The 23,608-nt window shown below is 71.5% G+C and carries 23 protein-coding genes and 1 riboswitch; of the genes, 12 read left to right on the top strand and 11 right to left on the bottom strand.

The genetic code is table 11. The features are described from left to right. Positions 1–107 precede the first annotated feature (107 nt). Complete coding sequence (locus ACWEFB_RS14675; RefSeq protein WP_326560283.1) at positions 108–1,046, bottom strand: LLM class F420-dependent oxidoreductase; 939 nt, start codon at positions 1,044–1,046, stop codon at positions 108–110. An 87-nt stretch (positions 1,047–1,133) separates the two neighbouring features. On the opposite strand from ACWEFB_RS14675, the gene ACWEFB_RS14670 reads away from it, so the two are divergent. From ACWEFB_RS14670 to ACWEFB_RS14655, 4 genes are all read left to right on the top strand, one after another. Then, a complete protein-coding gene (locus ACWEFB_RS14670) occupies positions 1,134–1,922 on the top strand; it encodes an SAM hydrolase/SAM-dependent halogenase family protein (RefSeq protein WP_452285620.1) in 789 nt (262 codons plus the stop codon). A 61-nt stretch (positions 1,923–1,983) separates the two neighbouring features. Beyond that, positions 1,984–2,232: a CPCC family cysteine-rich protein gene (locus tag ACWEFB_RS14665; RefSeq protein ID WP_326560285.1), complete on the top strand. Its 249-nt coding sequence runs from the start codon at positions 1,984–1,986 to the stop codon at positions 2,230–2,232. Positions 2,233–2,259: 27 nt separating this feature from the next. Further along, complete coding sequence (locus ACWEFB_RS14660; protein WP_452285618.1) at positions 2,260–3,054, top strand: zinc finger domain-containing protein; 795 nt, start codon at positions 2,260–2,262, stop codon at positions 3,052–3,054. A gap of 166 nt (positions 3,055–3,220) precedes the next feature. Continuing rightward, the gene (locus ACWEFB_RS14655) at positions 3,221–6,850 is read left to right on the top strand and encodes a fibronectin type III domain-containing protein (protein WP_452285616.1); all 3,630 of its coding nucleotides are present in this window, start codon (positions 3,221–3,223) and stop codon (positions 6,848–6,850) included. On the opposite strand, the gene pspM is transcribed toward ACWEFB_RS14655, so the two are convergent. The 7 genes from pspM to ACWEFB_RS14620 form a co-directional block, all read right to left on the bottom strand. Next, complete coding sequence (gene pspM / locus ACWEFB_RS14650; RefSeq protein WP_452285614.1) at positions 6,847–7,608, bottom strand: phage shock envelope stress response protein PspM; 762 nt, start codon at positions 7,606–7,608, stop codon at positions 6,847–6,849. The two genes, ACWEFB_RS14655 and pspM, sit on opposite strands and share 4 nt — an antisense overlap. 22 nt (positions 7,609–7,630) lie before the next feature. Next, positions 7,631–8,491, bottom strand: a complete 861-nt coding sequence (locus ACWEFB_RS14645; protein ID WP_452285612.1) for a PspA/IM30 family protein — start codon at positions 8,489–8,491, stop codon at positions 7,631–7,633. Between the two features lie 188 nt (positions 8,492–8,679). After that, positions 8,680–9,153, bottom strand: a complete 474-nt coding sequence (locus tag ACWEFB_RS14640; RefSeq protein ID WP_326560290.1) for a helix-turn-helix domain-containing protein — start codon at positions 9,151–9,153, stop codon at positions 8,680–8,682. Between the two features lie 182 nt (positions 9,154–9,335). Then, positions 9,336–9,857 carry a CinA family protein gene (locus ACWEFB_RS14635; protein WP_452285610.1) on the bottom strand — a complete coding sequence of 174 codons (522 nt, stop codon included), beginning with the start codon at positions 9,855–9,857 and terminating at the stop codon, positions 9,336–9,338. 83 nt (positions 9,858–9,940) lie between these two features. Beyond that, a complete protein-coding gene (gene pgsA, locus ACWEFB_RS14630; RefSeq protein ID WP_442792050.1) occupies positions 9,941–10,537 on the bottom strand; it encodes a CDP-diacylglycerol--glycerol-3-phosphate 3-phosphatidyltransferase in 597 nt (198 codons plus the stop codon). A 4-nt stretch (positions 10,538–10,541) separates the two neighbouring features. Beyond that, on the bottom strand, positions 10,542–12,062 hold the full coding sequence (gene rimO, locus ACWEFB_RS14625) for a 30S ribosomal protein S12 methylthiotransferase RimO (protein WP_452285608.1): 1,521 nt from the start codon (positions 12,060–12,062) through the stop codon (positions 10,542–10,544). Between the two features lie 97 nt (positions 12,063–12,159). After that, the gene (locus tag ACWEFB_RS14620; protein ID WP_452285606.1) at positions 12,160–13,083 is read right to left on the bottom strand and encodes an ornithine cyclodeaminase family protein; all 924 of its coding nucleotides are present in this window, start codon (positions 13,081–13,083) and stop codon (positions 12,160–12,162) included. Between the two features lie 98 nt (positions 13,084–13,181). After that, a riboswitch (guanidine-III (ykkC-III) riboswitch) is annotated at positions 13,182–13,250 on the top strand. A gap of 7 nt (positions 13,251–13,257) precedes the next feature. On the opposite strand from ACWEFB_RS14620, the gene ACWEFB_RS14615 reads away from it, so the two are divergent. Continuing rightward, on the top strand, positions 13,258–13,518 hold the full coding sequence (locus ACWEFB_RS14615; protein WP_452285604.1) for a CBU_0592 family membrane protein: 261 nt from the start codon (positions 13,258–13,260) through the stop codon (positions 13,516–13,518). A 120-nt stretch (positions 13,519–13,638) separates the two neighbouring features. Here ACWEFB_RS14615 and ACWEFB_RS14610 read toward each other — a convergent pair whose 3' ends face one another. Next, on the bottom strand, positions 13,639–16,134 hold the full coding sequence (locus tag ACWEFB_RS14610) for a DNA translocase FtsK 4TM domain-containing protein (protein ID WP_452285602.1): 2,496 nt from the start codon (positions 16,132–16,134) through the stop codon (positions 13,639–13,641). 194 nt (positions 16,135–16,328) lie between these two features. On the opposite strand from ACWEFB_RS14610, the gene ACWEFB_RS14605 reads away from it, so the two are divergent. Genes ACWEFB_RS14605 through ACWEFB_RS14590 form a run of 4 tightly spaced genes read left to right on the top strand, consistent with a single transcriptional unit; the run spans position 16,329 to position 20,360 of the window. Beyond that, a complete protein-coding gene (locus tag ACWEFB_RS14605; RefSeq protein ID WP_326560296.1) occupies positions 16,329–16,799 on the top strand; it encodes a type III secretion system chaperone family protein in 471 nt (156 codons plus the stop codon). A 14-nt stretch (positions 16,800–16,813) separates the two neighbouring features. Beyond that, positions 16,814–18,670: an HSP90 family protein gene (locus tag ACWEFB_RS14600; protein ID WP_452285600.1), complete on the top strand. Its 1,857-nt coding sequence runs from the start codon at positions 16,814–16,816 to the stop codon at positions 18,668–18,670. Then, the gene (locus tag ACWEFB_RS14595; protein ID WP_452285598.1) at positions 18,667–18,789 is read left to right on the top strand and encodes a hypothetical protein; all 123 of its coding nucleotides are present in this window, start codon (positions 18,667–18,669) and stop codon (positions 18,787–18,789) included. The genes ACWEFB_RS14600 and ACWEFB_RS14595 overlap by 4 nt, the downstream gene beginning before the upstream one ends. Beyond that, positions 18,786–20,360 carry a YbjN domain-containing protein gene (locus tag ACWEFB_RS14590; protein ID WP_452285596.1) on the top strand — a complete coding sequence of 525 codons (1,575 nt, stop codon included), beginning with the start codon at positions 18,786–18,788 and terminating at the stop codon, positions 20,358–20,360. Before ACWEFB_RS14595 ends, ACWEFB_RS14590 begins: the two co-directional genes overlap by 4 nt. Before the next feature lie 235 nt (positions 20,361–20,595). Here ACWEFB_RS14590 and ACWEFB_RS14585 read toward each other — a convergent pair whose 3' ends face one another. Beyond that, on the bottom strand, positions 20,596–20,976 hold the full coding sequence (locus ACWEFB_RS14585; RefSeq protein ID WP_452285594.1) for a DUF2784 domain-containing protein: 381 nt from the start codon (positions 20,974–20,976) through the stop codon (positions 20,596–20,598). Positions 20,977–21,112: 136 nt separating this feature from the next. Here ACWEFB_RS14585 and ACWEFB_RS14580 point away from each other — a divergent pair, with 136 nt between their 5' ends. Further along, positions 21,113–21,307: a hypothetical protein gene (locus tag ACWEFB_RS14580; RefSeq protein WP_452285592.1), complete on the top strand. Its 195-nt coding sequence runs from the start codon at positions 21,113–21,115 to the stop codon at positions 21,305–21,307. On the opposite strand, the gene ACWEFB_RS14575 is transcribed toward ACWEFB_RS14580, so the two are convergent. After that, a complete protein-coding gene (locus ACWEFB_RS14575) occupies positions 21,262–22,647 on the bottom strand; it encodes an FAD-dependent oxidoreductase (RefSeq protein WP_452285590.1) in 1,386 nt (461 codons plus the stop codon). The two genes, ACWEFB_RS14580 and ACWEFB_RS14575, sit on opposite strands and share 46 nt — an antisense overlap. A gap of 231 nt (positions 22,648–22,878) precedes the next feature. Here ACWEFB_RS14575 and ACWEFB_RS14570 point away from each other — a divergent pair, with 231 nt between their 5' ends. After that, the gene (locus ACWEFB_RS14570; protein ID WP_452285588.1) at positions 22,879–23,238 is read left to right on the top strand and encodes a hypothetical protein; all 360 of its coding nucleotides are present in this window, start codon (positions 22,879–22,881) and stop codon (positions 23,236–23,238) included. Between the two features lie 10 nt (positions 23,239–23,248). Further along, entirely contained in the window at positions 23,249–23,602 is a 354-nt protein-coding gene (locus ACWEFB_RS14565; protein WP_452285586.1) for a TraR/DksA family transcriptional regulator, read from the top strand. Positions 23,603–23,608 lie beyond the last annotated feature (6 nt).

The following is a 23,608-nucleotide window of genomic DNA, read 5'->3' as shown; positions in this document are numbered from 1 at the left end:
CTCCCCGCTGCCTTGACCATCGACCACCCGATGCTAACACTGATGTTACTAACATCCATGTTACTAACACTGATGTTAGTAACATGGATGTTAGTTATCTCTGGCGGTCAGAGCTGAGGGGCTACCTCGGCGGCGATCAGGTCGAGCTGGTCCAGGTCGGCGAGGTCCAGGAACTGCAGGAAGAAGCGGGACGCGCCGCCCTTGGCGTACTCGTGCAGTTGCTCGACCACCTCGTCCGGGGTGCCGACCACACCGGGCCCGGTGCGCAGCTCGTCCAGGTCCCGGCCGATGGCGTCGGCCCGGCGGCGTACCTCGGCGTCGTTTCGCCCGCAGACCACCGTGACCGCGGCCGAGAGCGTCAGCGGCGCACGACCGGCGGCGTCCCGGCCGATCCGCTCGCAGGCCTCGACCACCGCGGCGAAGTTCTTCGCCGCCGCCTGCGCGGACTGGAACGGGACGTTGTACTCGTCGGCGAACCTGGCGGCCAGGACCGGTGTCCGCTTCAGGCCGGTGCCGCCGACGATGACCGGCGGTCCCGGGTGCTGGACCGGCTTCGGCATCGCCGGCGAGTCGTAGAGGTCGTAGTAACCGCCCCGGTACGTGAAGGTGTCACCCGGCGGGGTCCCCCACAGCCCGGTGATCACCTCCAACTGCTCGGTCAGCCGGTCGAACCGCTCCTTCAGCGGCGGGAACGGGATCCCGTACGCGCGGTGCTCGGCCTCGAACCAGCCGGTGCCCAGGCCCAGTTCGACCCGGCCGCCGCTCATCTCGTCCACCTGCGCGACCGAGATGGCCAGCGGTCCGGGCAGCCGGAAGGTGGCCGAGGTGACCAGGGTGCCGAGCCGGATCCGCTCGGTCTGCAGGGCGAGCCCGGCCAGGGTCAGCCAGGCGTCGGTCGGGCCCGGCTGCCCGTCCCCGTTCATGTGCAGATAGTGGTCGGACCGGAAGAAGCCGTCGAAGCCACAGTCGGACGTGTGGCGCGCCACCCGGAGCAGATCCTGGTACGTCGCGCCGTCCTGCGGCTCGGTGAAGATGACCAATCGCATGCCATCAGCTTGCCAGGTGCCACCGCCCCGCCATGCCGGCGGAGGGGATGTCGTCACCGCGACCGGGCGACGGCTAACGTGCTGGTCATGCCCGGCTATGGCTGGATCAGCCTGACCACCGACTACGGACTCTCCGACGGCTTCGTCGCCGCGTGCCACGGGGTGGTGGCCCGGCTGGCGCCCGCCGTACGGGTCCTCGACGTGACCCACCTGGTGCCGCCCGGCGACATCGGGCGGGGTGCGGCCGTACTCGCCCAGACGGTGGTGGACCTGCCGCCGGCGGTGCACGTGGCGGTGGTCGACCCGGGTGTCGGCACCGCTCGGCGCGGGGTGACGTTACAGACCCCCGGCGGACTCCTGGTCGGGCCGGACAACGGGCTGCTCTGCTGGGCGGCCGACGCCCTCGGCGGGACCGAGCGTGCGGTGGAGCTGACGAATCCGGACTGGCTCGCGGCGACCGTCTCGCACACCTTCCACGGACGGGACGTCTTCGCCCCGGTCGCCGCCCGGCTCGCGCTCGGGGCCGAGTTCGCCGACGCCGGGCCATCGGTCGACCCGGCCAGTCTGGTCCGGCTCCCCGATCCGGTGGTCGGCAGCGGGCCGGGCTGGCTCGCCGCCGAGGTCCTGTCGGTGGACCACTTCGGCAACGTGCAGCTCGCCGCGCCCGCGTCCGCGCTGGACGGGCTGGGGGCGGCGTTGCTGGTGGAGGGCGTTCCGGCCCGCCGGGCGGCGACTTTCGGTGACGTACCGAGCGGTGCGCTCGCGGTGCTCGCGGACTCCGCCGGGCGGGTGGCGCTGGTGGTGAACGGTGGCCGCGCGGATGCCGTACTTTCGCTGGTAACGGGTCAGGTGCTACGGATAGCGGACGCTAGCTGATCTACTTCCGCATCGCGGACACGGAGCTGCGATGGATGGACCATTATGGAATGCTTGACCGGTGGGGAAGCATTCGATCGATGTACAAGCATGTCCATGCTGCGGCTTTTTCACCGGAGAAGGTGGGACCTGTCCGGTCTGTTTCTGGACGAACGACGGCCAGCAGGGGTCGGAGGACGCCGTCGTCGAGGGCGGCCCGAACGGCGACCTGAGCCTGTCCCACGCCCGGCTCAACTTCGCCATCTACGGCGCCAGCCATCCCCGCTACCAGGACATGGTCCGCGCCCCTCGGGTCGAAGAGCAGCCCTGATCCGGCGATAACGGGCAGGATGGAAGCGTGCCCGAAGGCGACACCGTCTGGAACACCGCCCGCGCGCTGCACCGCGCGCTGACCGGTGGCCGGCTGACCGCCAGCGACTTCCGGGTGCCCCAACTCGCCGGCACCGACCTGGTCGGCTGGACCGTCCTGGAAGCGGTGAGCCGGGGCAAGCACCTGCTGATCCGCCTCGCCGAACCGGCCGGCGAGCGGCGCCTCAGCCTGCACTCCCACCTGCGGATGGACGGGGCCTGGCGGGTCTACCCGCCGGGTGAACGCTGGGCCGCCCGGCCGGCGCACCTGATCCGGGTGGTGCTGCGTACGGCGGATGCCATCGCGGTCGGTTACCACCTGCACGAGGTCGCCCTGGTGCCGACCGACCGGGAGGCACAACTGGTCGGCGGACTCGGCCCCGACCTGCTCGGCCCGGACTGGGACCCGGCCGAGGCGGTACGCCGGCTCGGCACCCACCCCCGGACGAGCATCGCCGAGGCACTGCTCGACCAAACGAACCTGGCCGGCGTGGGCAACCTCTACAAGTCGGAGGTGCTCTTCCTGCGTGGCGTCAACCCGTGGACACCGGTGGCGGCGGTACCCGACCTGACCGGGCTGGTGACACTCGCCCAGCGGCTGCTCTCGGCGAACCGCGGACGGTGGACGCAGAGCACCACCGGCTCGCTGCACCGGGGGCAGACCAACTACGTGTACGGCCGACGCGCCCAACCGTGCCGCCGCTGCGGCATGCTGGTAGAGAAGGCCGAACAGGGCGACCGGGTCACGTACTGGTGCCCGCGCTGCCAGCCCGCCCCGAGCTGAACATCCCCACCCGCGAACCCGTGCCAAACCGACGCTGATCCGGCCGTATCCAATCGTCGCTTGACGCGGTTAGTTGCTTACGGATTGTCAGCGATGGCCGTCTGATCGGCTCGACCGAACCCCTACTGGCGGAACCTCCGGTCGAGCAGGCATCCGGGGAGGGAGCATGGTCATGTTCAGGAAACTCGCGGCGCATCGCCTGGCCCGGCGCGCGAAGCAGGACACCGACAGTCGCGCCGCTTCCCCCGCCCAGGCACCGGAAGAGTCCCGGCCCGGCATTCCACAGCAGACCCAGAGCCAGGTGACAACGGCGGCGATGCTGCCCGCACCGGACTACTTCGGCTTCGTCCCCAACTTCGCGAACAGTCCCCTGCCCCGCCTCGACCCCGCCGGACAGGTGGTATCCGGCACCGGGATGCGGAAGTTCGTCGACTCGCTGCCCCTGGTCGGCGACGGGCAGCGCAACGACCTCGGCAACTTCCTGCCGGTCGCCACCCCCGACACGGTCAGCTACCCCGGCTGCGACTACTACGAGATCGGGTTGGAGCAGTTCACCCAGCAACTACACAAGGATCTCGGCCCGACCCGGTTACGCGGCTACCGACAACTCAACAACGGCACCGACGCCAACGGGCGCAACACGGTCATTCCGCCGAACCGGCCGTACCATCTCGGGCCGGTCATCGTCGCGGACCGCAACCGACCGGTACGGGTGAAGTTCGTCAACGGCCTGCCGACCGGCCCCGCCGGGCGGCTGCCGCTGCCGGTGGACCCGACCGTCCGGGGTGCCGGACCCGGTCCCCTCGGCGGGCCGGAGCACTATCCGCAGAACCGGGCGGTGCTGCACCTGCACGGGGCGGCCACCCCCTGGATCAGCAACGGCGGCCCGGACCAGTGGCTTACCCCGGCCGACGAACCGACCTCCTACCCCACCGGTACGAGCCTGGTGAACGTGCCGGACATGGCAACCCCGGAGCCGGGGGCGGTGACGCTGTACTACCCGAACCAGGCCGGCGCCCGGCTGCTCTGGTACCACGACCACACCCTCGGCATCGCCCGGCTGACCGTCTACTCCGGTCAGCTCGGCCTCTACCTGCTCCGCGACGAGGTCGAACGGGAACTCGTCGCCGAGCAGGTCATCCCGGCCGACGAGATCCCCCTGGTGATCCAGGACAAGACGTTCGTGCCCGGCGACGCCCAGCTCGAAGCCCAGGACCCGACCTGGGACCGGGGCAACTGGGGCGGTCGCGGGAACCTCTGGTATCCGCACGTCTACATGCCCAACCAGAACCCGTACAACGAGTCCGGGACCAACCCGATGGGGCGTTGGGACTACGGGCCGTGGTTCTGGCCGCCGTACACCGGGACCGCGCACGGGCCGGCGGAGAACCCGCACTACGACCCGGCGGGCGCACCCTGGCAACCGCCGGTGATGCCGGGTACGCCGAACCCGTCCGTGGTCCCGGAGGCGTTTCTGGACACCCCGCTGGTCAACGGGTGCGCGTACCCGTACCTGCGGGTGACGCCGAAGGCGTACCGGTTCCGGATCCTCAACGCCTGCAACGACCGCAGCCTCAACCTCCAGCTCTACTACGCCGCCTCGCACGGGCCGATGTGGCACCCGGACGGGACGCTGGGCGACGGCGGGGCCGGGGAGGTCCCGATGGTCGACGCCTCCGCCAACCCGGACCGCCCGCGCACCTGGCCGACCGACGGCCGGGCCGGCGGTGTGCCCGACCCGGACAGCGTCGGCCCGGACTGGATCCAGATCGGCACCGAGGGTGGACTGCTGCCCGAGGTGGCGGTGGTACCGAACCAGCCGATCAACTACGTCTACAACCGGCGGGACATCGCCGCGCTGAACGTCTCCGAGCACTCGCTCCTACTCGGCCCCGGCGAGCGGGCGGACGTGGTCGTCGACTTCTCCTCCGTACCGCCCGGATCGAAGATCATTCTGTACAACGACTGTCCGGCGCCGATGCCGGCCTTCGACACCCGGTACGACTACTACACCGGTGACCCCGACCGGACCGCCGCCGGTGGTGCCCCGAGCACCCAGCCCGGCTACGGGCCGAACACCCGTACGCTGCTCCAGTTCCAGGTGGAGGGGACCCCGGACGCGCCGTACGACCTCGACACGCTGCGCGCCCGGCTGCCCGTGGCGTACGGCGCCAGCCAGCCCCCGCCGATCGTGCCGCAGCCGGCGTACGACACCGCGTTCGGCACCCGTACGCCGAAGAACACGCACGTCCCGATCCACAGCAACACGATCACGTTCACCCCCGCCGGCCGGACCGGCCCGGTCACCGTGCCGCTGCGGGCGAAGGCGATCCAGGAGCTCTTCGAACCGGAGTACGGCCGGATGAACGCCACCCTCGGGGTGGAACTGCCGAAGGTCAGCGCGCTGGTGCAGACCACCACACCGCTGTCGTACGTCGACCCGCCGACCGAGATCCTGACCGGGACCGATCCGGGCACCCCGATCGGGGCACCGGGCGACGGCACCCAGATCTGGAAGATCACCCACAACGGGGCCGACACCCGGGCGATCCACTTCCACCACCTGGTGGTGCAGTTGATCAACCGGGTGGGGTGGGACGGTGCGATCCGCCCGCCGGACCCGAACGAGCTGGGTTGGAAGGAGACGATCCGGATGAACCCGCTGGAGGACACGATCGTCGCCATCCGGCCGACCGTCCCGGACCCGCTCCCGTTCAAGGTCGGCGACAGCGTACGGCTGCTCGACCCGACCCGACCGGCCGGTACGACCGGCGGCTTCACCCAGGTCAATCCGCGTACGGGCGAACCGGCGGTGGTCGTCAACCAGGTCTTCAACTTCGGCTGGGAGTACGCCTGGCAGGGCCACCTGGTCGGCCACGAGGGCAGCGAGCTGAGCCGCCCGGTGGTGCTCCGGGTCTCCCCGGCGCAACCCACCGGGCTCACCTCGACGGCGGCACCCGGCTCACCGACCGTGGCACCGTCGATCGCCCTCGCCTGGACGAACAACGCGACCCGTCCGGCGGCCACGAACCATCTCGTCGAGCGGGCCACCAACGCCGCCTTCAGCGCGGGTGTCACCGCGTTCAGCCTGCCACCGACGGTCAGTACGACCACCGACTCCACGGTCACGCCCGGGACGACGTACTACTACCGGGTCCGTACGGAGACCGAGGTCGGCTACTCCGGCTGGTCGAACACCGCCTCCGCGGTGGTACGCCTGATCGCCCCGAGCGGCCTGACCGCGTCCGTGGCCCCGTCCGCCCCCGTACGCGTCGACCTGGCCTGGCGCAACCGCTCCTTCGCCACCGAGATCGAGGTGCAGCGGGCGGTGAACCCGACCTTCACCAGCGGGCTGGTCACCGCCTCCGGGCCGTTGACCGCCGCGTACACCGACAGCACGGTGAGCCCGAACACCACCTACTACCACCGGGTGCGGACCGTCTACCTCGGCGCCCCGTCACCCTGGTCGACGGTCTCGGTGGTGACCGTGCCGACCGCACCGGCGGTGCCGCACAGCCTCTCCGCGACCATCGCCGCCGCCGCACCGGACTCGGTCAGCGTGCAGCTCAACTGGTTCGAGAGCGCGGGCAGCGTGGTCAGCGGCTTCACCCTGCAACGGGCCAACGACGACTCGTTCGGCACCGGGCTGACCAGCTTCACCATCGCCGGTACCGCCCGTTCGTTCACCAACACCGGGCTGGCCCCCGGCACCACGTACCACTGGCGGATCCAGGCCTTCAACGCCGTCGGCACCTCCGCCTTCACCACCCCGCTCGCGGTCCAGCCCCCGGACTAGTGCGGGGTGCGGAGCTGGGACAGGCCGGTGGCTATGCCGTGGAGGAGGTCGGTCGCCTCGGTCAACCGGGTGGCGGCCGGGTGTTCGGTGGCGGATCTGGTGTCCTCGGCCAGGTAGGCGGCGGCCGCGACGACCAGCGCCTCGTAGGCGGTGACGCCCCGGTCGAGCTGCCCGCACAGGTCCCGGTGCGCCGACTCCAGCGCCGGGCGGGACCCGTCGGGCGCGAGCCGCATCGCCTTCTCCAGGCTGGCCACCCGGTGCGCCAGGTCGTGCAGCGAGGTCTCCGCCACGGTCGCCTCCAGCACCGCCGGCCCGGCCAGGGCGGGCAGCCGACCGGCCAGCCCGGTCATCGTGGCCGAGGCCCGGGACAGCCGGTTCCACGGCTCGGCCGCGGCGGAGCCGCGCAGGGTGAACCGGGCCTTCTGCCGGCGTACCTCGGCCAGCGCCCCGGCACCGGCGGGCAGCCGCTCGACCGCGGCGATGAGTTGCGCGCGGGTCCGCTCGGCCGCCAGCGCCGGATCGGGCGGCGGTGGCGCCGGTTGCGCCGCCAGCAGGCGCAGGTCGGCCCACCGCCAGAGGGCCAACGCCGCGGTGCCGCCGGCACCGGCGACCCAGGCCGCGTCCGGCAGACCCAGTCCCTGGTACGGAGTCAGGACCACGGCGGCGCCGCCCAGCCCACCCGCCCAGACGCTCCACCAGCGGGCGGAACGGCGCAGGGAGCGCAACCGTCGGAAGTACCGGGCTCGCTGGTCTGCCATCGCTGCCCCCTCCTGCCCGAACTCAGCCGGCGGCGCTCTGGTCGCCGGTCGAGCGCTCCTTGGCCAGGCTCGCCCGGATCTCGTCGAGCCGGGCCACGCCCGCGTTGTCCGCCGCCCGGTTGGCCTGGTCGACCGCCGGCTGGGTCTTCCCGCCGAGCTGATCCCCGGACATGCTCGCCCGGATCTGCTCCAACCGGGCCGACCCGGCCAGGTCGAGGCTGCTCTTCTGGACCTCCAGCATCCGCCCCTCGACCGAGTTGCCGGCGAGTTCGGCGCGGCCCATGGCGGTGGCGTACCGGCGTTCGATCTTGTCCCGCACCTCGTCCAACGAGGGGGTGGTGCCCGGCGCGGCCAGCGTCGACATCGACTCCAGCGACTTCGCCACGGTCTCCTGCATCTTGGCCTGCTCGAGCTGGCTCAGCAGCTTGGTCCGCTCGGCCAGCTTCTGCTGGAGGATCATCTGGTTGTTCTCGACCGCCCGACGGGCCTGCCCGGCGGCGCCGAGTGCCTGGTCGTGCAGGGCCTTGAGATCCTCGGTCGACTGCTCGGCCGAGACGAGCTGGGCGGCCAGGGTCTGCGCGGTCTGCTCGAACTTCTGCGCCTCCGCCTCGTCGCCCCCGGTACGGGCCTTGTCGGCGAGGACCAACGCCTGACGGGTCATCCCCTGCAACCGCTCGACCTCGGACATCTGCCGGGACAGCCGCATCTCCAGCTGGTGCTGGTTGCCGATGACCGCCGCCGCCTGCTGTACGAGTGCCTGGTGCTGGCGCTGGGACTCCTCGATGGCCTGCTGTATCTGCACCTTCGGATCGGCGTGCTCATCGATCTTGGCGCCGAACAGCGCCATCAGGTAGCGCACTCCCTTGACGAACGGGTTCGCCATCTTCGCGTAGTCCCCTCGGTGTCATCCGCTTCGGCCGGTTGCCGCCCGACCGGTGTACACCGGTCGAACACGGCATGGTCACCATCGTCCCAGGCCGGCGCCACACCGGCAGACGACCACGGGGATATCGGCCGGGAAGCACCTCTGGAACTGCCACCCTACGCCGTACGGGGCACTCCGAGCAGGGGTCAGGCGGCGCGGACGATGTCGCGACCCCGGTCGGTGGTCGACCGGACCCGACGGGTGGTGCGCAGCGTGGCCTTGAGCGGCGAGTCCTGGCGCACCGAGACGGAGACGTTCCCGTCGGTGGCGACCTGGCGTACGCCCGAATCGGTCACCGTACGCACACCGGACTCGGTGAGCACGGTGCGGGCCGGCACGTCGACCGTCGACCGTTCCTGCACCGGTGCCAGCACCCCGGACACCTGTTCGCCGAGCGCGACGGTGTCGCTGACCTCGCGCAACAGCTCGGAGAGGCGGGCGCCGAGGGCGTCACAGATGGCGGCGAGCAGCTCGCTCGACGCCTCCTTCTGGCCGCGTTCGATCTCGGAAAGGTAGCCGAGGCTGACGTTGGCGGCCGAGGAAACCTCGCGCAGGGTCCGGTGCTGACCCTGCCGGCGAGCACGCAACGCGTCACCGATCACCCGGCGTAGCAGGACCATCGCACCTCCCCCTCACGTGGGACCGTAGCTCCGGCGGCAGTCAGCGCAACGCCGCGTGGAGCGACTCCGACCCCCAATCCCGACCGCTGCCGGGACCTTCCCGCAACCGTACCCGTTGCCGGCCCGCACGACATCCCACCCCGCCGGTCCGGATTCCGGCCGGCACCCGCCGGGCGCCCCGGTCAGCTCCGCACCGGAGGCGGCGGTACGCCGTGCAACCGGTCCACGAGCAGCCGCAACGCCTCGGTGACCGTGTGCGCCCTGATCTGGTCCCGGCCGCCGCCGAGGCGCAGCTCACGCACCTGCGTACCGCCCGGTCCGGCCACCGCGACGTAGACGAGCCCGACCGGACGGCCGTTCTGCGGCTCCGGACCGGCGACCCCGGTGGTTGCCAGGCACCAGTCGGCGCCGCAGCGTCGGCGACCGCCCTCGGCCAGCGCGACGGCCACGTCCGCGTCGACCGGACCCCGTGCGGCGAGCAGTTCGGCCGGTACGCCGGCCAAGGATTCCTTCAGGTCGGTGGCGTAGACCACCAGCCCGCCCCGGAACACGCTGCTCACCCCGGCGATGTCCACGATCGTGGCGGCCAGCAGCCCGCCGGTGAGCGACTCCACCACGGCCAGGGTCTCGCCCCGCTCGGCCAGCGGATGCACCGCCGCAGCCGCCTCGGTTGCCGCGTCCCGTGCCTCGACCTCGCCCGTCATCCCGCCCCCTCGCCAGTCGACCGACCCACCCACCGACCAACCCGCGCCGGCCGGTCCCGGTGACGGAACCCGTCGGGCGGCGCTCAGTTGGCCCGGCGGCGCAGGCGCAGCGCCCGTACCACGTAGTCGAGCCCGGTGATCATGGTCACCACCAGGGCCACACCCATGATCCATGGGCCGACGAAGGTGGCCGAATCCGGCACCGGCCAGAGGTACCAGACGATCGCGAGGATCTGCAGCGCGGTCTTGGCCTTGCCGCCCCGACTGGCCGCGATCACCCCGAACCGGATCACCCAGAACCGGATCAACGTGACGCCGAACTCACGGGCCAGGATCAGCAGGGTGACCCACCAGGGCAGCAGGTCGTACCAGGAGAGCAGGACCAGGGCGGCGCCGGTCAGCGCCTTGTCTGCGATCGGGTCGGCGACCTTGCCGACCGCGGTGACCAGCTTGAACCGCCGGGCGATCCAGCCGTCGAGCAGGTCGGTCGCGGAGGCCACCGCGAAGGTCAGGCAGGCGGCGATCCGCCACGCCGGATGGGTCATCTCGGAGACGACCGCCAACGCCACGAACACCGGGACCAGGACGAGCCGCAGGGCGGTGAGCGCGTTGGCCGCGTTGACGACGGGCACCGGCTCGACCATGGCGGCCGGGGCGGTGGGCTCCGACGCCTCCGTCACGCCGTCACCTCGCGCCGCCGGGCGGGCTGGCCGCCGCGGAGACCAGTTCGACCGGTACGGCGATCAGGTCGACCCCCTCGGTTGCGGTGACGGTGGCCCGGACCAGGTCGCCGGGGCGCAGAGCGGCCAGGTCGACCCCGCCGTCCACCGGCGCCACCAGGGTCGTGGAGCCGTCGACCTCGGGCGCCTGGTGCTCGGCCCGCCCCTCGATCTGCCCACCGTCGACCGTGTCGACCAGGACCTCGACGATCGAGCCGAGCCGTTCCTCGGCCCGCTGGGAGCAGAGTTCGTCGGCGAGCGCGCTCAGCCGGTCGTACCGTCGCTTGATCGTGGCCGACGCGACCTTGCCGGGCAGGCCGGCGGCCTCGGTGCCGTCCTCGTCGCTGTAGTCGAACATCCCGATCGCGTCGAGCCGGGCCTCGGACAGGAACCGGACCAGCTCGTCCACGTCGGCGCGGGTCTCGCCGGGGAAGCCGACGATGAAGTTGCTGCGCGCACCCGCCGCCGGGGCCAGGTCCCGGGCCGAGCCGAGCAGTTCGAGGAATCGGGCGGTGGACCCGAAACGCCGCATCCGGCGCAGGACCGGCTCGCTGGAGTGCTGGAACGAGAGGTCGAAGTAGGCGGCGACCCCCGGGGCGGTGGCGATCGTCTCGACCAGACCCGGCCGGGTCTCCGCCGGTTGCAGGTAGCTCGCCCGGACCCGGACGATCCCGGTCACGGCGGCGAGCTGCGGCAGGAGCTTCTCCAGCAGGCGCGGGTCGCCCAGGTCCTTGCCGTACGAGGTGGAGTTCTCGCTGACCAGCACCAGCTCGCGTACGCCCGTCCGGGCCAGCCATTCCGCCTCGGCCAACAGTTCTTCCGGGGGGCGGGAGACGAAGGCGCCCCGGAACGCCGGGATGGCGCAGAACGCGCACCGCCGGTCGCAGCCGCTGGCGAGCTTGAGCGAGGCGACCGGGCCGGTGTCGAGCCGGTGGCGCAGCACCGGCCGCAGGTGCGCCGGGGTGTGCTCGTCGGTGACGAGGCCACCGCCGGCCGGACGGGCGGAGGTCTGGGCGTGACCGGGGAGCACGACCCCGCTGCCGTGCCGGTTGACCGGGGTCAGCGGGAGCAGTTCCCGGCGGTCCCTGGGGGTGTGCGCGACAACCTGCTCACCGGCGAGGACCGCGTTGAGCCGGGCCGAGATGTCGGGGTAGTCGTCGAAGCTCAGTACGGCGCCGGCCTCGGGCAGGCTGTCGGCGAGTTCACGGCCGTAGCGCTCGGCCATGCACCCGGCGGCGACCACCTTGGCTCCGGTGTCGGCGGCGGCGAGCAGGGTCTCGATCGAGTCCTGCTTGGCCTTCTCGACGAAGCCGCACGTGTTGACCAGCACCACGTCGGCACCCTCGCCGTCCGTGGTCACCTGCCATCCGTCGGCGTCGAGGCGGGCCGCCAGCTCCTCCGAGTCGACCTCGTTGCGGGCACAGCCCAGGGTCAGCAGCGCGACCCGGCGGCCGGTGGTCGAGGAAGAGGAAGTAGCAGACACCATCCGAGGGTACCGGGCCGCTCCGGAAGCCCGGCGAGCGCTAGGGGTGCCTGCCGGGTGCGCAACCCCCCCCGGCCGCGCCGCTCCCCTCACCGCAGGGCTAGGCGGGCAGCGCCTCGACCCGGGCCAGCCGGTCGAGCAGGAAGACCTCCGCGCCGGCCAGCCCGACCGAGCAGAACAGGGTGACCTGGTCGGCGTCCCTCCGGCCCGGCTGTTCGCCGGTGAGCAGCGCACCGAGGTGGCGCAGCCGGTCGGCGTACGGGGCGACGGCGGCGAGCATCGGAGGGCGGTAGTCCATCGCCTGGGCCAGCGAGTCGGTGACCAGTACCTCGGCCCGGTCGAGCAGGTCCGTGCCGAACTCGGCCCGACCCTGCTGCTTGAAGCCGACCACGTTCACGTGGGTACCGGGCGCCAGATCCGCCGGGTCGATCACCGGTACGGGGCTGTCGGTGGCGAGGACGACCAGGTCACGGTCGCGTACCGCCTCCCCGGCGCTGGACACCGCCCGTGCGGGTACGCCCAGCTCGGCCCGTACGCGGGCGGCGAAGGCGTCCCGGACGGCCGGCGTACGGCAGTGGACGGTGACCTCGCGCAGCGGACGTACCGCCGAGATGGCCCAGACGTGCGCCCACGCCTGCCGTCCGGCACCGAGCACCCCGACCGTGGCGGCGTCGGGGCGGGCCAGGGTGTCGACCGCCACCGCCCCGAGGGCGCCGCTGCCGCGCGAACCGATCTCCTCGCCGACCGCGATCGCCCGGATCCGCCCCGAGCCGGCGTCGTGCAGGACGACGAGCTGCTCGGCGTCGGGGTGGCCGAAGGTGTCGTAGGAACGGAACCCGTACCACTCCTCGGTGAGCTGCCCGGCGGCCGTGACCAGGCGACCTCCGTGCAGGGCGGCGGACGCCCGGGGCGGCGCGACCAACCGCCCGGAGTACGCGGCCAGCAGCGCGGCGCGCATCGCGGCGACGGCGGTGGTGCCGTCGAGCCGTTGCGCCACCTCGTCGTCGGTGAGAAGCAGGGTCATACGGAGATCCTGATAGTTGAACCGGACTTGAGGTCAAGTCGGGTGGGTGAGGTTTACCACACACTGCGTCGCCACCGGGGCGATGGCTAGACTGGCGGCAGGTGGACGCTTTCGCGTACGCCCCGGACGAGCGCGTGCCGTACCCGGCCAGGCAAAGACGGCGCGCAGACGGTGATGAACACACACGACCTGATCGAGGTCCTCGGCGCTCTGCTGATCCTGGCCGCCTTCGCCGCCAACCAGCTCCGCCGGATGGACCCGCACTCCGTCCGCTACCTCGTCCTCAACGTCCTGGGTGCCGGCATCCTGGCGGTGATCGCCGCGACCGAACGCTCCTGGGGCTTCCTCCTCCTGGAGGGCACCTGGACCATCGTCTCGGTGATCTCCCTCACCCAAGCCCTCCGCCGCCCGCCTCACCCCTCCCCCGAATCCTGACCCCCTCTTGTAGAGAAAGAGTGGCTATCCGACCCGCGATAGCCACTCTTTCTCTACAAGTGCGCCCTGCGGGACGAGCGCGCGGGGGCGAGCGCGCGGGGGCGAGCGCGGGGGGCGGGGTCAGGCGTCGGGGTCGCCTTGGAGGGTGGAGAGGACGTCGTCTAGTTCGTCGGGCTTGATGAGGACGTCGCGGGCCTTGGAGCCCTCGGAGGGGCCGACGACGCCACGGGTCTCCATCAGGTCCATCAGGCGGCCGGCCTTGGCGAAACCGACCCGCAGCTTGCGCTGGAGCATCGAGGTGGACCCGAACTGCGAGGTGACCACCAGCTCGATCGCCTGCACGAGTACGTCCAGGTCGTCGCCGATGTCCTCGTCGACCTTCTTCTTCGTGTCCTTCGCCGGGGCGAGTACGTCGGAACGGAACTCCGGCTCCCGCTGGTCCTTGCAGAACTTCACGATGTCGCTGATCTCGGACTCGTTGACCCAGGCGCCCTGGATGCGTACCGGCTTCGAGGCGCCCATCGGCAGGAACAGCCCGTCACCGCGACCGATCAGCTTCTCCGCGCCGGGCTGGTCCAGGATGACCCGCGAGTCGGCCAGCGAGGACGTGGCGAACGCCAGCCGGGACGGCACGTTCGCCTTGATCAGACCGGTCACCACGTCGACCGAGGGTCGCTGGGTGGCGAGCACCAGGTGGATGCCGGCGGCGCGGGCGAGCTGGGTGATCCGGACGACCGAGTCCTCCACGTCGCGCGGGGCGACCATCATCAGGTCCGCCAGCTCGTCCACGATCACCAGCAGGTACGGGTACGGCCGGATCTCCCGCTCGCTGCCCGGTGGCGGCTTGATCTGTCCGGCCCGGACCTTGCGGTTGTAGTCGTCGATGTGGCGTACCCCGGCGGCGGCAAGGTCGTCGTAGCGCATGTCCATCTCGCGGACCACCCAGTCCAGCGAGTCGGCCGCCTTCTTCGGGTTGGTCACGATCGGGGTGACCAGGTGCGGGATCCCCTCGTAGCTGGTCATCTCGACCCGCTTCGGGTCGATCAGCAGCAGCCGCACCTCGTCCGGGGTGGCCCGGCTCAGGATCGACACCAGCAACGAGTTCAGGCAGGACGACTTGCCCGCACCCGTCGCGCCGGCGATCAGGATGTGCGGCATCTTGGCCAGGTTGGCGACCACGTACCCGCCCTCGATGTCCTTGCCGAGGGCCACCAGCATCGGGTGGTGGTCACTACCGGCGGCACGGGACCGGAGCACGTCACCGAGGGCCACGTCCTCCCGGTCGGTGTTCGGGATCTCCACCCCGACCGCGCTCTTGCCTGGGATCGGGCTCAGGATCCGTACGTCCGGGGACTTGACCGCGTACGCGATGTTCCGGGAGAGCTGGGTGATCCGCTCCACCTTCACCCCGTGGCCGAGTTCCACCTCGTAGCGGGTCACGGTCGGTCCCCGGGTGAACCCGGTCACCGCGGCGTCCACGTCGAACTGGTCGAAGACACCGGTGAGCGCGGCGATCACCTCGTCGTTGGCCTTGCTCCGGGTCTTCGGCGCGGTGCCGGTACGCAGCAGGTTCGCCGGTGGCAGGACGTAGTCGCCGCCGAGGCCGGTGATGGCGAGCTGTTCGGCGCGGCTCGGCGCGGGCGAGTGCTCGGGCGGCTCGGCGACCTTCCGGGCGGCGGGCACCTTCGCGGGCGGTTTGCGGGGCACCGGGACCGGCTCGTCGGGGAACTCGTCGGCTCCGTACCCGTCGGTCTCGGTGGCGGATCCGACCCGGCTGCCGGTCCGGCGCCGGGACGGCCGGCGGCGGGTCGGGGTCTCCTCTTCCTCGTCGTCGGACTCGTCGGTCTCGTCGTCGGCGAGCGTGCCGCCGCCCCGACCGGTGACCGCCTCGGCGAACAGACCAAGCCGCTCGGGAACCTTGTTGATCGGCGTCGCGGTGACCACGAGCAGGCCGAAGAGGACCAGCAGCACCAGCAGCGGTACGGCCACCCACGGGGTGACCGCGTTCTCCAGCGTCTGGCCGATCCCGGCCCCGACCAGCCCACCGGCGTAGTCCCGTTCCAGGTTGTTGGCCGGGTGGTGGCCGATGTGCAGCAGCCCGCCGGTGCCCAGGATGAGCGCCGACCAGCCGACCAGTCCACGGCCCCGGTGCTCCGCCTCGCTCGGTGTCCGCATCAGCCGGATCGCGCCGATCAGCAGCAGCAGCGGCAGGACCACGGAGATCGCGCCGAGGAAGAGTCGTACGGTGTCGGCCAACCGGGCGCCGAGCGGCCCGGCGGAGGAGAACCAGACCGCGACCGCGGTCAGGATGGACAGGCCGAGCACGAGCAGCCCGGCGCCGTCGCGGCGGTGCTCCGGGTCCAGCTCGCGGGCGGTGGCCGCCTGGCGGCCGGCGGCGCGGAACGCCCACCCGACACCGTGCGCCAGTCCCATCCACATCGTGTTGACCGCGCGACCGACGTAGACCGCCGGTGGGGTGCGAACCGGTCGCCGGGCGGTCGCCCGGGCGCGGGCAGCCTGCTGGGCACGCGTGCCCTGTCGGGTACGGGAAGGTGCGGCGCCGCGCGTCGACGACCCGCTTCGGCGCCGGTTCGCCTGAGGGGTACGGCCCGCCATAAGGTCACACGTTAGCCCTGCCGTCACGGATATCCGCGCTTTTACCGGTCGTGTCCGCCCCCGGTCCGGCACAACGTCACAGTCGGTACGGTCGAACGAGGTGGACGGTCCGGCCGAACTATGCCGGGTCGCGTGATCCGCCTAACATCACGGGCAGACCAACCAACCCATCTCGCCGCAACGGGGGACGTCGCATGTCATCGCCGGGTTTCCCGCACTCTTCCGAGGAGCCGGCCGAGGCCGGGCAGTTGCAGACGCTGCAACCGCTGACCAACGACCTCATCGCGGCGGTGCTCGGTGCCCGGGGCTTCTCCTTCTACACCGACGGCGACGGTGACCTGGTCGGCAGGTGGGACGACAACCTGATCTACTTCTTCCGGCTCGGTCCGGAGGGTGAACTGCTCCAGGTACGCACGATGGCCGCGACCACGTTCCCGATCGACCGGGTGCCCGAGCTGTACGCGTTCTGCAACTCCTGGAACCACGACCGGCTGTGGCCCAAGGCGTTCGTACACGTCAACGACGACGGCAGTGCCCGGGTCTGCGGCGAGGTGACGGCCGACCTGGCCCAGGGCGTGACGCTGCACCAGCTCGACCAGCTGATCAACTGTGGCATCTCGACCGGTTGCCAGCTCGCCGAGTCCGCCGCCGAACTGCGGCCCTGAGCGCGGGATCCACGATGGAGCAGCGGTTCCGGGTCGACCTGCGCGGCATAGTCGACCTCCTCAGCCAACACCTCTACAGCAGCCCCCGGGTCTACGCCCGCGAGCTGTTGCAGAACGCCGCCGACGCGATCACTGCCCGGCGGGCACTGGCCCCCGGCGCCGACCCGGCGCCCGAGCCGGGGCGGGTCGTGTTCGAGATCGACCCGGACGGCACGCTCCGGGTGCACGACAACGGCGTCGGGCTGACCGAGCCGGAGGTGCACACCTTCCTGGCCAGCGTCGGGCGTACCTCGAAACGCGACGAGTTGGGTTTCGCCCGGCAGGACTTCCTCGGCCAGTTCGGCATCGGCCTGCTCTCCTGTTTCATGGTCGCCGACACCATCGAGGTGGCGTCCCGGTCGGTGACCGGCACCCCGGCGGTGCGGTGGACCGGGCACGCCGACGGGCGGTACACGGTCGTGGTCGACGACGCGGCCCGGCCGGGGATCGGCACCACCGTGACCCTGCGCCCCCGCCCCGGCGGGACGCACTGGTTCGCCCCGGACCAGGTCGCGGACCTGGTCCGGGCGTACGGGCACCTGCTCGACGTGGAGGTGGTCCGGCACGCCCCGGACACGGACGAACTGCGGCTGACCGAACCGCAGGCGCCGTGGGAGGTCGACCACGAAGACCCGGACGTACGCCGTGAGGCACTGCTCGACTACGGGGCACAACTGCTCGGCAGCCGCCCGATGGACGTGATCGACCTGCGGATGCCGGAGGCCGGTCTGGTCGGGGTCGGTTTTGTGCTGCCGACCGCGAACACGGTCCAGACCGGCGGGCACCGGGTCTACCTGAAGCGGATGCTGCTCACCGAGAACGCGGTCGGGCTGGTCCCGGAGTGGGCGTTTTTCGTCCGGTGCGTGGTCGACACGTCGGTGCTGCGCCCCACCGCCAGCCGGGAGGGTCTCTACGACGACGACCTGCTGTCCCAGGTGCAGGAGTCGCTCGGCGGGCAGATCCGGGACTGGCTGCTGGACCTGTCGGTGCACCACCCGGACCGGCTCGCCGCCTTCCTCCGGGTGCACCACCTCGGGGTGAAGGCGCTCGCCGTACGCGACGACGAGATGCTGCGCCTGGTCGACGCCGGGCTGCCGTTCGAGACGAGCCGGGGCACGATGACCCTGCGTGCCTTCCGGCGGGGTGCCACCGTGCTGCGGTACGCCGAGACGGTGGACGAGTTCCGTGCCCTCGCCGCGATCGCCAGTGCCGCCGGCACTCCCCTGGTCAACGCCGGTTACGCGTACGACACCGAGATCCTGGAGCGGCTGCACCGGATCGACCGGTCGGTGACCGTACGACGGTTGGATCCGGGTGAGCTGGCCGCCCGGCTGGAGCCGCTGCCGGCGGAGCAGGAGGCGGAACTGGCAACGTTCCTGGGTGTCGCCCGGGGTGTACTGGCCGAGTTCGGATGTGTGCCGCTGATCCGCCAGTTCGACCCGGTCACCGTACCGGCGCTCTACGTGGTGAGCCGGCGGGCGCACGAGCAGGAGTCGGTCCACCGCAACCTGGCCCAGGCCGACGAGCTCTGGTCCGATGTGCTCTCCGCCTTCGCCGAGGTGGAGATCGAGCACCGCCCGGAGTTGGTGTTCAACTGGCGGCACCCGCTGATCCGGCGGATCACCGCGGGCCCGCCGGGCGCCACCCTCCGCCACGGCATCGAGGCCCTGTACGGGCAGGCGCTGCTCGCCGGCCACCACCCGCTGCGCGCGGTCGACACCGCCGCCCTGAACCGGTCGTTTCTCGCGCTGCTCGACCGCGCCTTCTCCGGCCCGCCGGCTGGTACGGGCGCGGCTCCGGCAGCGGACCCGCCCCCCGAGGAGATCCCATGAACACCCCCCTCCCCTGCCCCCGCGAGGCGGCAGGCGTGAGCGAGCGAAGCGAGCGATCCAGCAAGCTCAGCGCCAGGAAGGCTCATGCCGCCGGTGAGCGCAGCGAGGCGGCGGCATGAGTGAGCAGGAAGAGCTGGTCGAGGCGCTGGAGGATGCGCGGGATCTGCCGGACGGCGACGGCAAGATCGCCGAGCTGGAACGGATCGTCGCGCACGCCGACGCCGCCGGGAACGTACGGCTCGGCTTCGACGCCCGGTTCGCCGTGATCGACGCGTACAACAACCACACCGAACGGTGGCGGATGCTCCCGCCGTTCAGTTGGTGCCTGGCCGCCTTCGACCGCGACCCGTCGCTCTTCGACGACTGGGACGCGGAGATGCTCCGCTGGTATCACAAGTGGGCGATCGCGGCCCTGCGCAGCACGCCCAGGGTGGGGCTGGTGCAGACCCAGGCGGCCCTGGACGACCTGGAACGCCGGTTCAAGGCGGGCGGGCGCAGCCTCCAGGCGGTCTACAACCTGCGCTGCCGGGTCGCCGACCACCTCGGTGACGAGGCGGGGGCGCGGGAGTGGCTGGCCAAGTGGCGTGCCGCCCGGCGGGACGAGAACAGCGACTGCGCGGGATGCGACCCGTCCCGCCAGGCCGAACTGCTGGCCGGGTGGGGCGAGTGGGAAGCGGCGGTCGACACCGTCGAGCCGGTCCTCTCCGGTGCCCTCGGTTGCGCCGAACAGCCGGAGAAGGCCCTGGTCACGGTGCTGATCGCGTACCTGCGGCTGGGGCGGTACGACGAGGCGGCCCAGGCGCACGTACGGGCGTACCGCCGGCACCGGCACGAGCGGGACGCGTTCCCGTTCCTCGCCGAGCACCTGCGGTTCTGCGCCCTGACCAGTCAGCACGAACGCGGGCTGGAGATCCTCGGCACCCACCTCGGCTGGCTGGACCGGCCGTACGACGAGTCCTCGGCGATGGAGTTCTCCGCCGCCGGGGCGCTGGTCTGCCGGCTGGCCGCGGAGGCCGGCGTCGACCGCAAGATCCAACGCCCGGAGTACGGCGAACGCGCTGCCGCCGAGCTGTCCCTCACGGCGCTCGGTGCCGACCTGGTGGCCACCGCGCAGGATCTCGCCGGCCGGTTCGACGCCCGCAACGGCTCCAGCCACCAGTCCGGCCGGATGGCCGCCTGGCTGGCCGAGCGGCCGGTCGACGCGCCGGTGGTGCTGCCGCCGGACGAGCCGCCGGGCGACTGGGCGATGCCGTCCGCGCTGCCCCCGGAGGGTCGGCAGGACGTGGTGGCGCCGCTGCGGGTCGAGGGCATCGTCGCGGTGTTGCAGGAGCGCGGCGACCACTACCGGGTGGACGAGGACGGCACGGTCGGCGGGCGTTGGGGGACCGCCGTGATCCAGTTCCAGCAGATCGGCGAGCGGCAGGAGATCCTGCACGCGCGGGTGATCGCCGACCGCCGGCTGGACGCGGACCGGCTGGCCGAGGCGTACGAGTTCTGCAACTCGTGGAACCACGACCAGTTGCTGCCGAAGGCGTACGTGCACGACACCGGCGAGGGTGAGCTGATAATCGCCGGTGACGTCACCACCGACCTGGAACACGGGGTGAGCGGCCCGCAGTTGGCCGCCCTGATCAACGCCACCGTGGCGACCGGCGCGGCCTTCGCCGACGCGGTGACCGACCTGCCCTGACGCCCCGGCTCGACGAAACGGCAGTCCCCGCGCGGGGGCTGCCGTTTCGTTTTCCGTCGTGGTGCGACCCGTCATCCCCGTTCCGTCCATCCCCCCGCTGACCGGCTGATTCAAGGCGCTCGCAAGGTTCCGTGCCAGGTCCGCACGCCATGGTTGGGCAACGAGTTCACCGCTCCGGGGGGAGAGTGACGTGGCAGGACTCTCATCGCGGCATCCGGCCACGACGGTCGGGTCGCTAGGCGCGCAGCGAGGGTCGCTGGACGCGTCGGCCGCGGAGGAAGAACCCGGTCCAGGAGGCGAACACCGTAACGGCGAGCAGGACCTGGGCCAGGGCGGTGAGCCGTTCGGGGAAGATCACGCCTTCGACGTACCGGTCGATGAAGCCCTGGGTGGTCGCGGCGCCGGACTCGCCGGCCCGGCGTCTCGACCAGTGCTCGGCGTAGGTCAGCGGGCAGACCAGCTTGCCCGCGACGACCGTCACCCCCCAGACCGCGGCGGCCAGGTGCGGCCAGATCGTCCAGCGCCAGTGCCAGGCCACGAACCCGCCGAGCAGCAGGTAGGCCAGAAAGCCGAAATGCACCACCAGGATCACCGTGGTCAACAACCGATACCCCATGTACGCCTCCGCAGGCCAGGCTACGCAGCCACGCCCGCCGAATCCTGGGTACGCGCACTCAGGAGCACATTTCCGGCGCGGCCCGATCGAGGTATCGACTTTTTCCGGCAACACACCTACAGAGGAGAGACCGACAATGTTTGGCAGCACAGCAGCCCGAACGATCCTGCGGACGCTGGCCGCGACGGTGGTCGCGTTCGCGGCGGTGACCGTCGCCCCGGCCCCGGCGCAGGCCGAGCCGTACTGGTGCAAGGACGCGTACTACAACAACGGAGAACCGTCCGGCTACGGCGAGATCTGCCCCAAGGACCCTCCGGTGATCCTTCCGTAACGGGTCGATGGTTGGCTCCGCAGCGCGCCGCGTAGCACCCGCAGCACGATGCCCGGAGCCAGCAGGCTGGTCGGCGGGTCGATCAGGTTCAGGACCCGGAGGAAGGCGGCACCGAGTACGGGGTCGGTGGTGGCCGCCCGGTGCAGCCGGTGGACGTACGCGTTCACGAACCGCACCTTCGCCGTACGGGGACCGACCACCTCCGGGAACCGCAGGTCGGTGCCGACCGCGATCGACCAGGGCGCGTCGATCAGCCGGGCGGCGCCCCGGAAGAACCGCCGGGCCAGGTCGTCCGTGCCACCGGTGAGCAGTTGGCGCAGCAGCAGCGCCTCCAGGCTCGCCACGGTCATGCCCTGGCCGTAGATCGGGTTGAAGCTGCACACGGCGTCGGCGACCACCAGGTAGCCGTCGGGGAACCGGCGCAGGTGCTCGTACCGTCTGCGGATGCTCGCCGGGAAACGCATCTTGACCGGTTCGCCCGTCGGGGTGGCGGTCCGGAGCACCTCGGCGAACTCCGGTGCGACGAGCTGCCCGGCGTACGTGGCCAGACCCTCGTCGTCGGTGGGCGGCTCCTCGCCGAGCATGCCGGCGAAGGCGACCGCGAACTGGTTGTCCTCCCGGACCGCGATGATCGCCGACCGTGGCTTGCCCGGTACGGCGTTCGTCAGCACCCCCAGCAGCCCGTCGATGTGGTGCGGCTCCCGCCGGTAGGTACGCGTCACATAGGTGACGTCGACGCGTACCTGGTCTTCGGCCGGGGGCGGGTAGCCGAGCCCCGCCAACCAGACCGGCGTACGGGAGGCGCGTCCGCCGGCGTCCACCACCAGGTCGGCGTCGATCGTGTACGCCTCGTCCTCCCCGGCCCCGTGCGGCAGCACCCGTACGCCGGTGATCCGGCTGTGGTCCGGGGTGGCGGTGATGCCGAGCACCTCGGTCGTGGCGAGAAACTCGACGCCCGGCAGTGCCGCCACCCGTGCCCGTACGGCATGTTCCAGCAGTGGCCGTCCGATGCCGACCGCGTGCAGGGAGGACGGTTTCCGGCGCATCAGGTAACCGTCGTTGTACCAGTTCACCTGCCCGTGCAGGTCGACCAGCGGCGCGCTGCGCGAGTGCAGTTCCTCGGTCAGGCCGGGGAACAGCTCGTCGAACGCCTCCCGACCACGGGCCAGCAGGACGTGCAACTGCCGGCCCTGCGGCACCCCGCGCCGGTTCGCCGGCTGGACCGGCAACCGGTCCCGGTCGATCAGCACGACCCTGGCGTACGTCTCACTGAGCGCGCGGGCCGCGAGCAGCCCGCCCATGCTCCCGCCGACCACCACGGCGCTGCCGGTGGATGCCATGCGCAGCACTCTATGTGCCGAACCCGTCGCGTTCCGTCTTCGACGTTGCGCACTCGGCCGGGGTTGACCCTCCGTGGGTCAATGGAAGCTATGCCCTCGCCAGCGACGCCTTCCGAGCCGGAGGCCACGACGGACACGGCCAGGTCCGCAACGACTCCGCTGGTCCCCGGAACGCTCGACGATAGGACCTTCGCCGAGAACTGGCGACGAATCTGGCGACGCCTGCCGGACATGGGTGACGACCCGGTCGACCCGCATCTGATGCTCGCCCACAGCCTCGCGGTTTTCGTATTCGGCGCCCTCAGCGGAGTTGTACTCGTCCTGTGGGTGCCCTCGTCGCCGGTGACGCTTCTACTCGTCCCGATCCTGTCGCCGGTCGGCCTTGCCCACCTGGAGGGCGTACGGCACCGCTGGTGGGCGCTCGGAGCGGGTGCGGCCGTCGGACTCCCCACCGGTCAGGGTGTCGAGGCGCTGCTCACGGGTTCCCTCGGGACGGGGTGGGCGGCACTCGTCGCGGTACTGGTCGGAAGTGCGATCGGCATCACGGTGCACGCGGCGGTCACCCATCTGCCACGTCGTACGCTCGACTGATGGAAGCGCCATGAGCAGGGAAAACGCACCGATCCGTGTGGCACTGCTGCGACTACGTCAGCAGGCCGAGGCCCAGGTTGCAGCGCTGGACGGGGATCTGCGCGGCCTGTTCGAGGCATCGCGGTCGTCCAACGCCGATGACGAGCACGACCCCGAGGGGTCCACGATCGCTTTCGAACGGGCCCAGCTCACCGCCGTACTGGACGCGGCCCGCCGGCAGATCGCCGAACTCGACGTCGCGTTGCAACGGCTCGACGCCGGCACGTACGGCGTGTGCGAGGGGTGCGCGCGTCCGATTCCCGCCGAGCGGCTTGCCGTACGCCCCTCGGCCCGTACCTGTGTCGCCTGCGCCGACCGGAGGTGACGGTGC

It is taken from the genome of Micromonospora sp. NPDC004704 (assembly GCF_053601675.1).
Note: the sequence above shows the minus strand (reverse complement) of the source record. Positions and strands in the feature narration are given on the sequence as shown.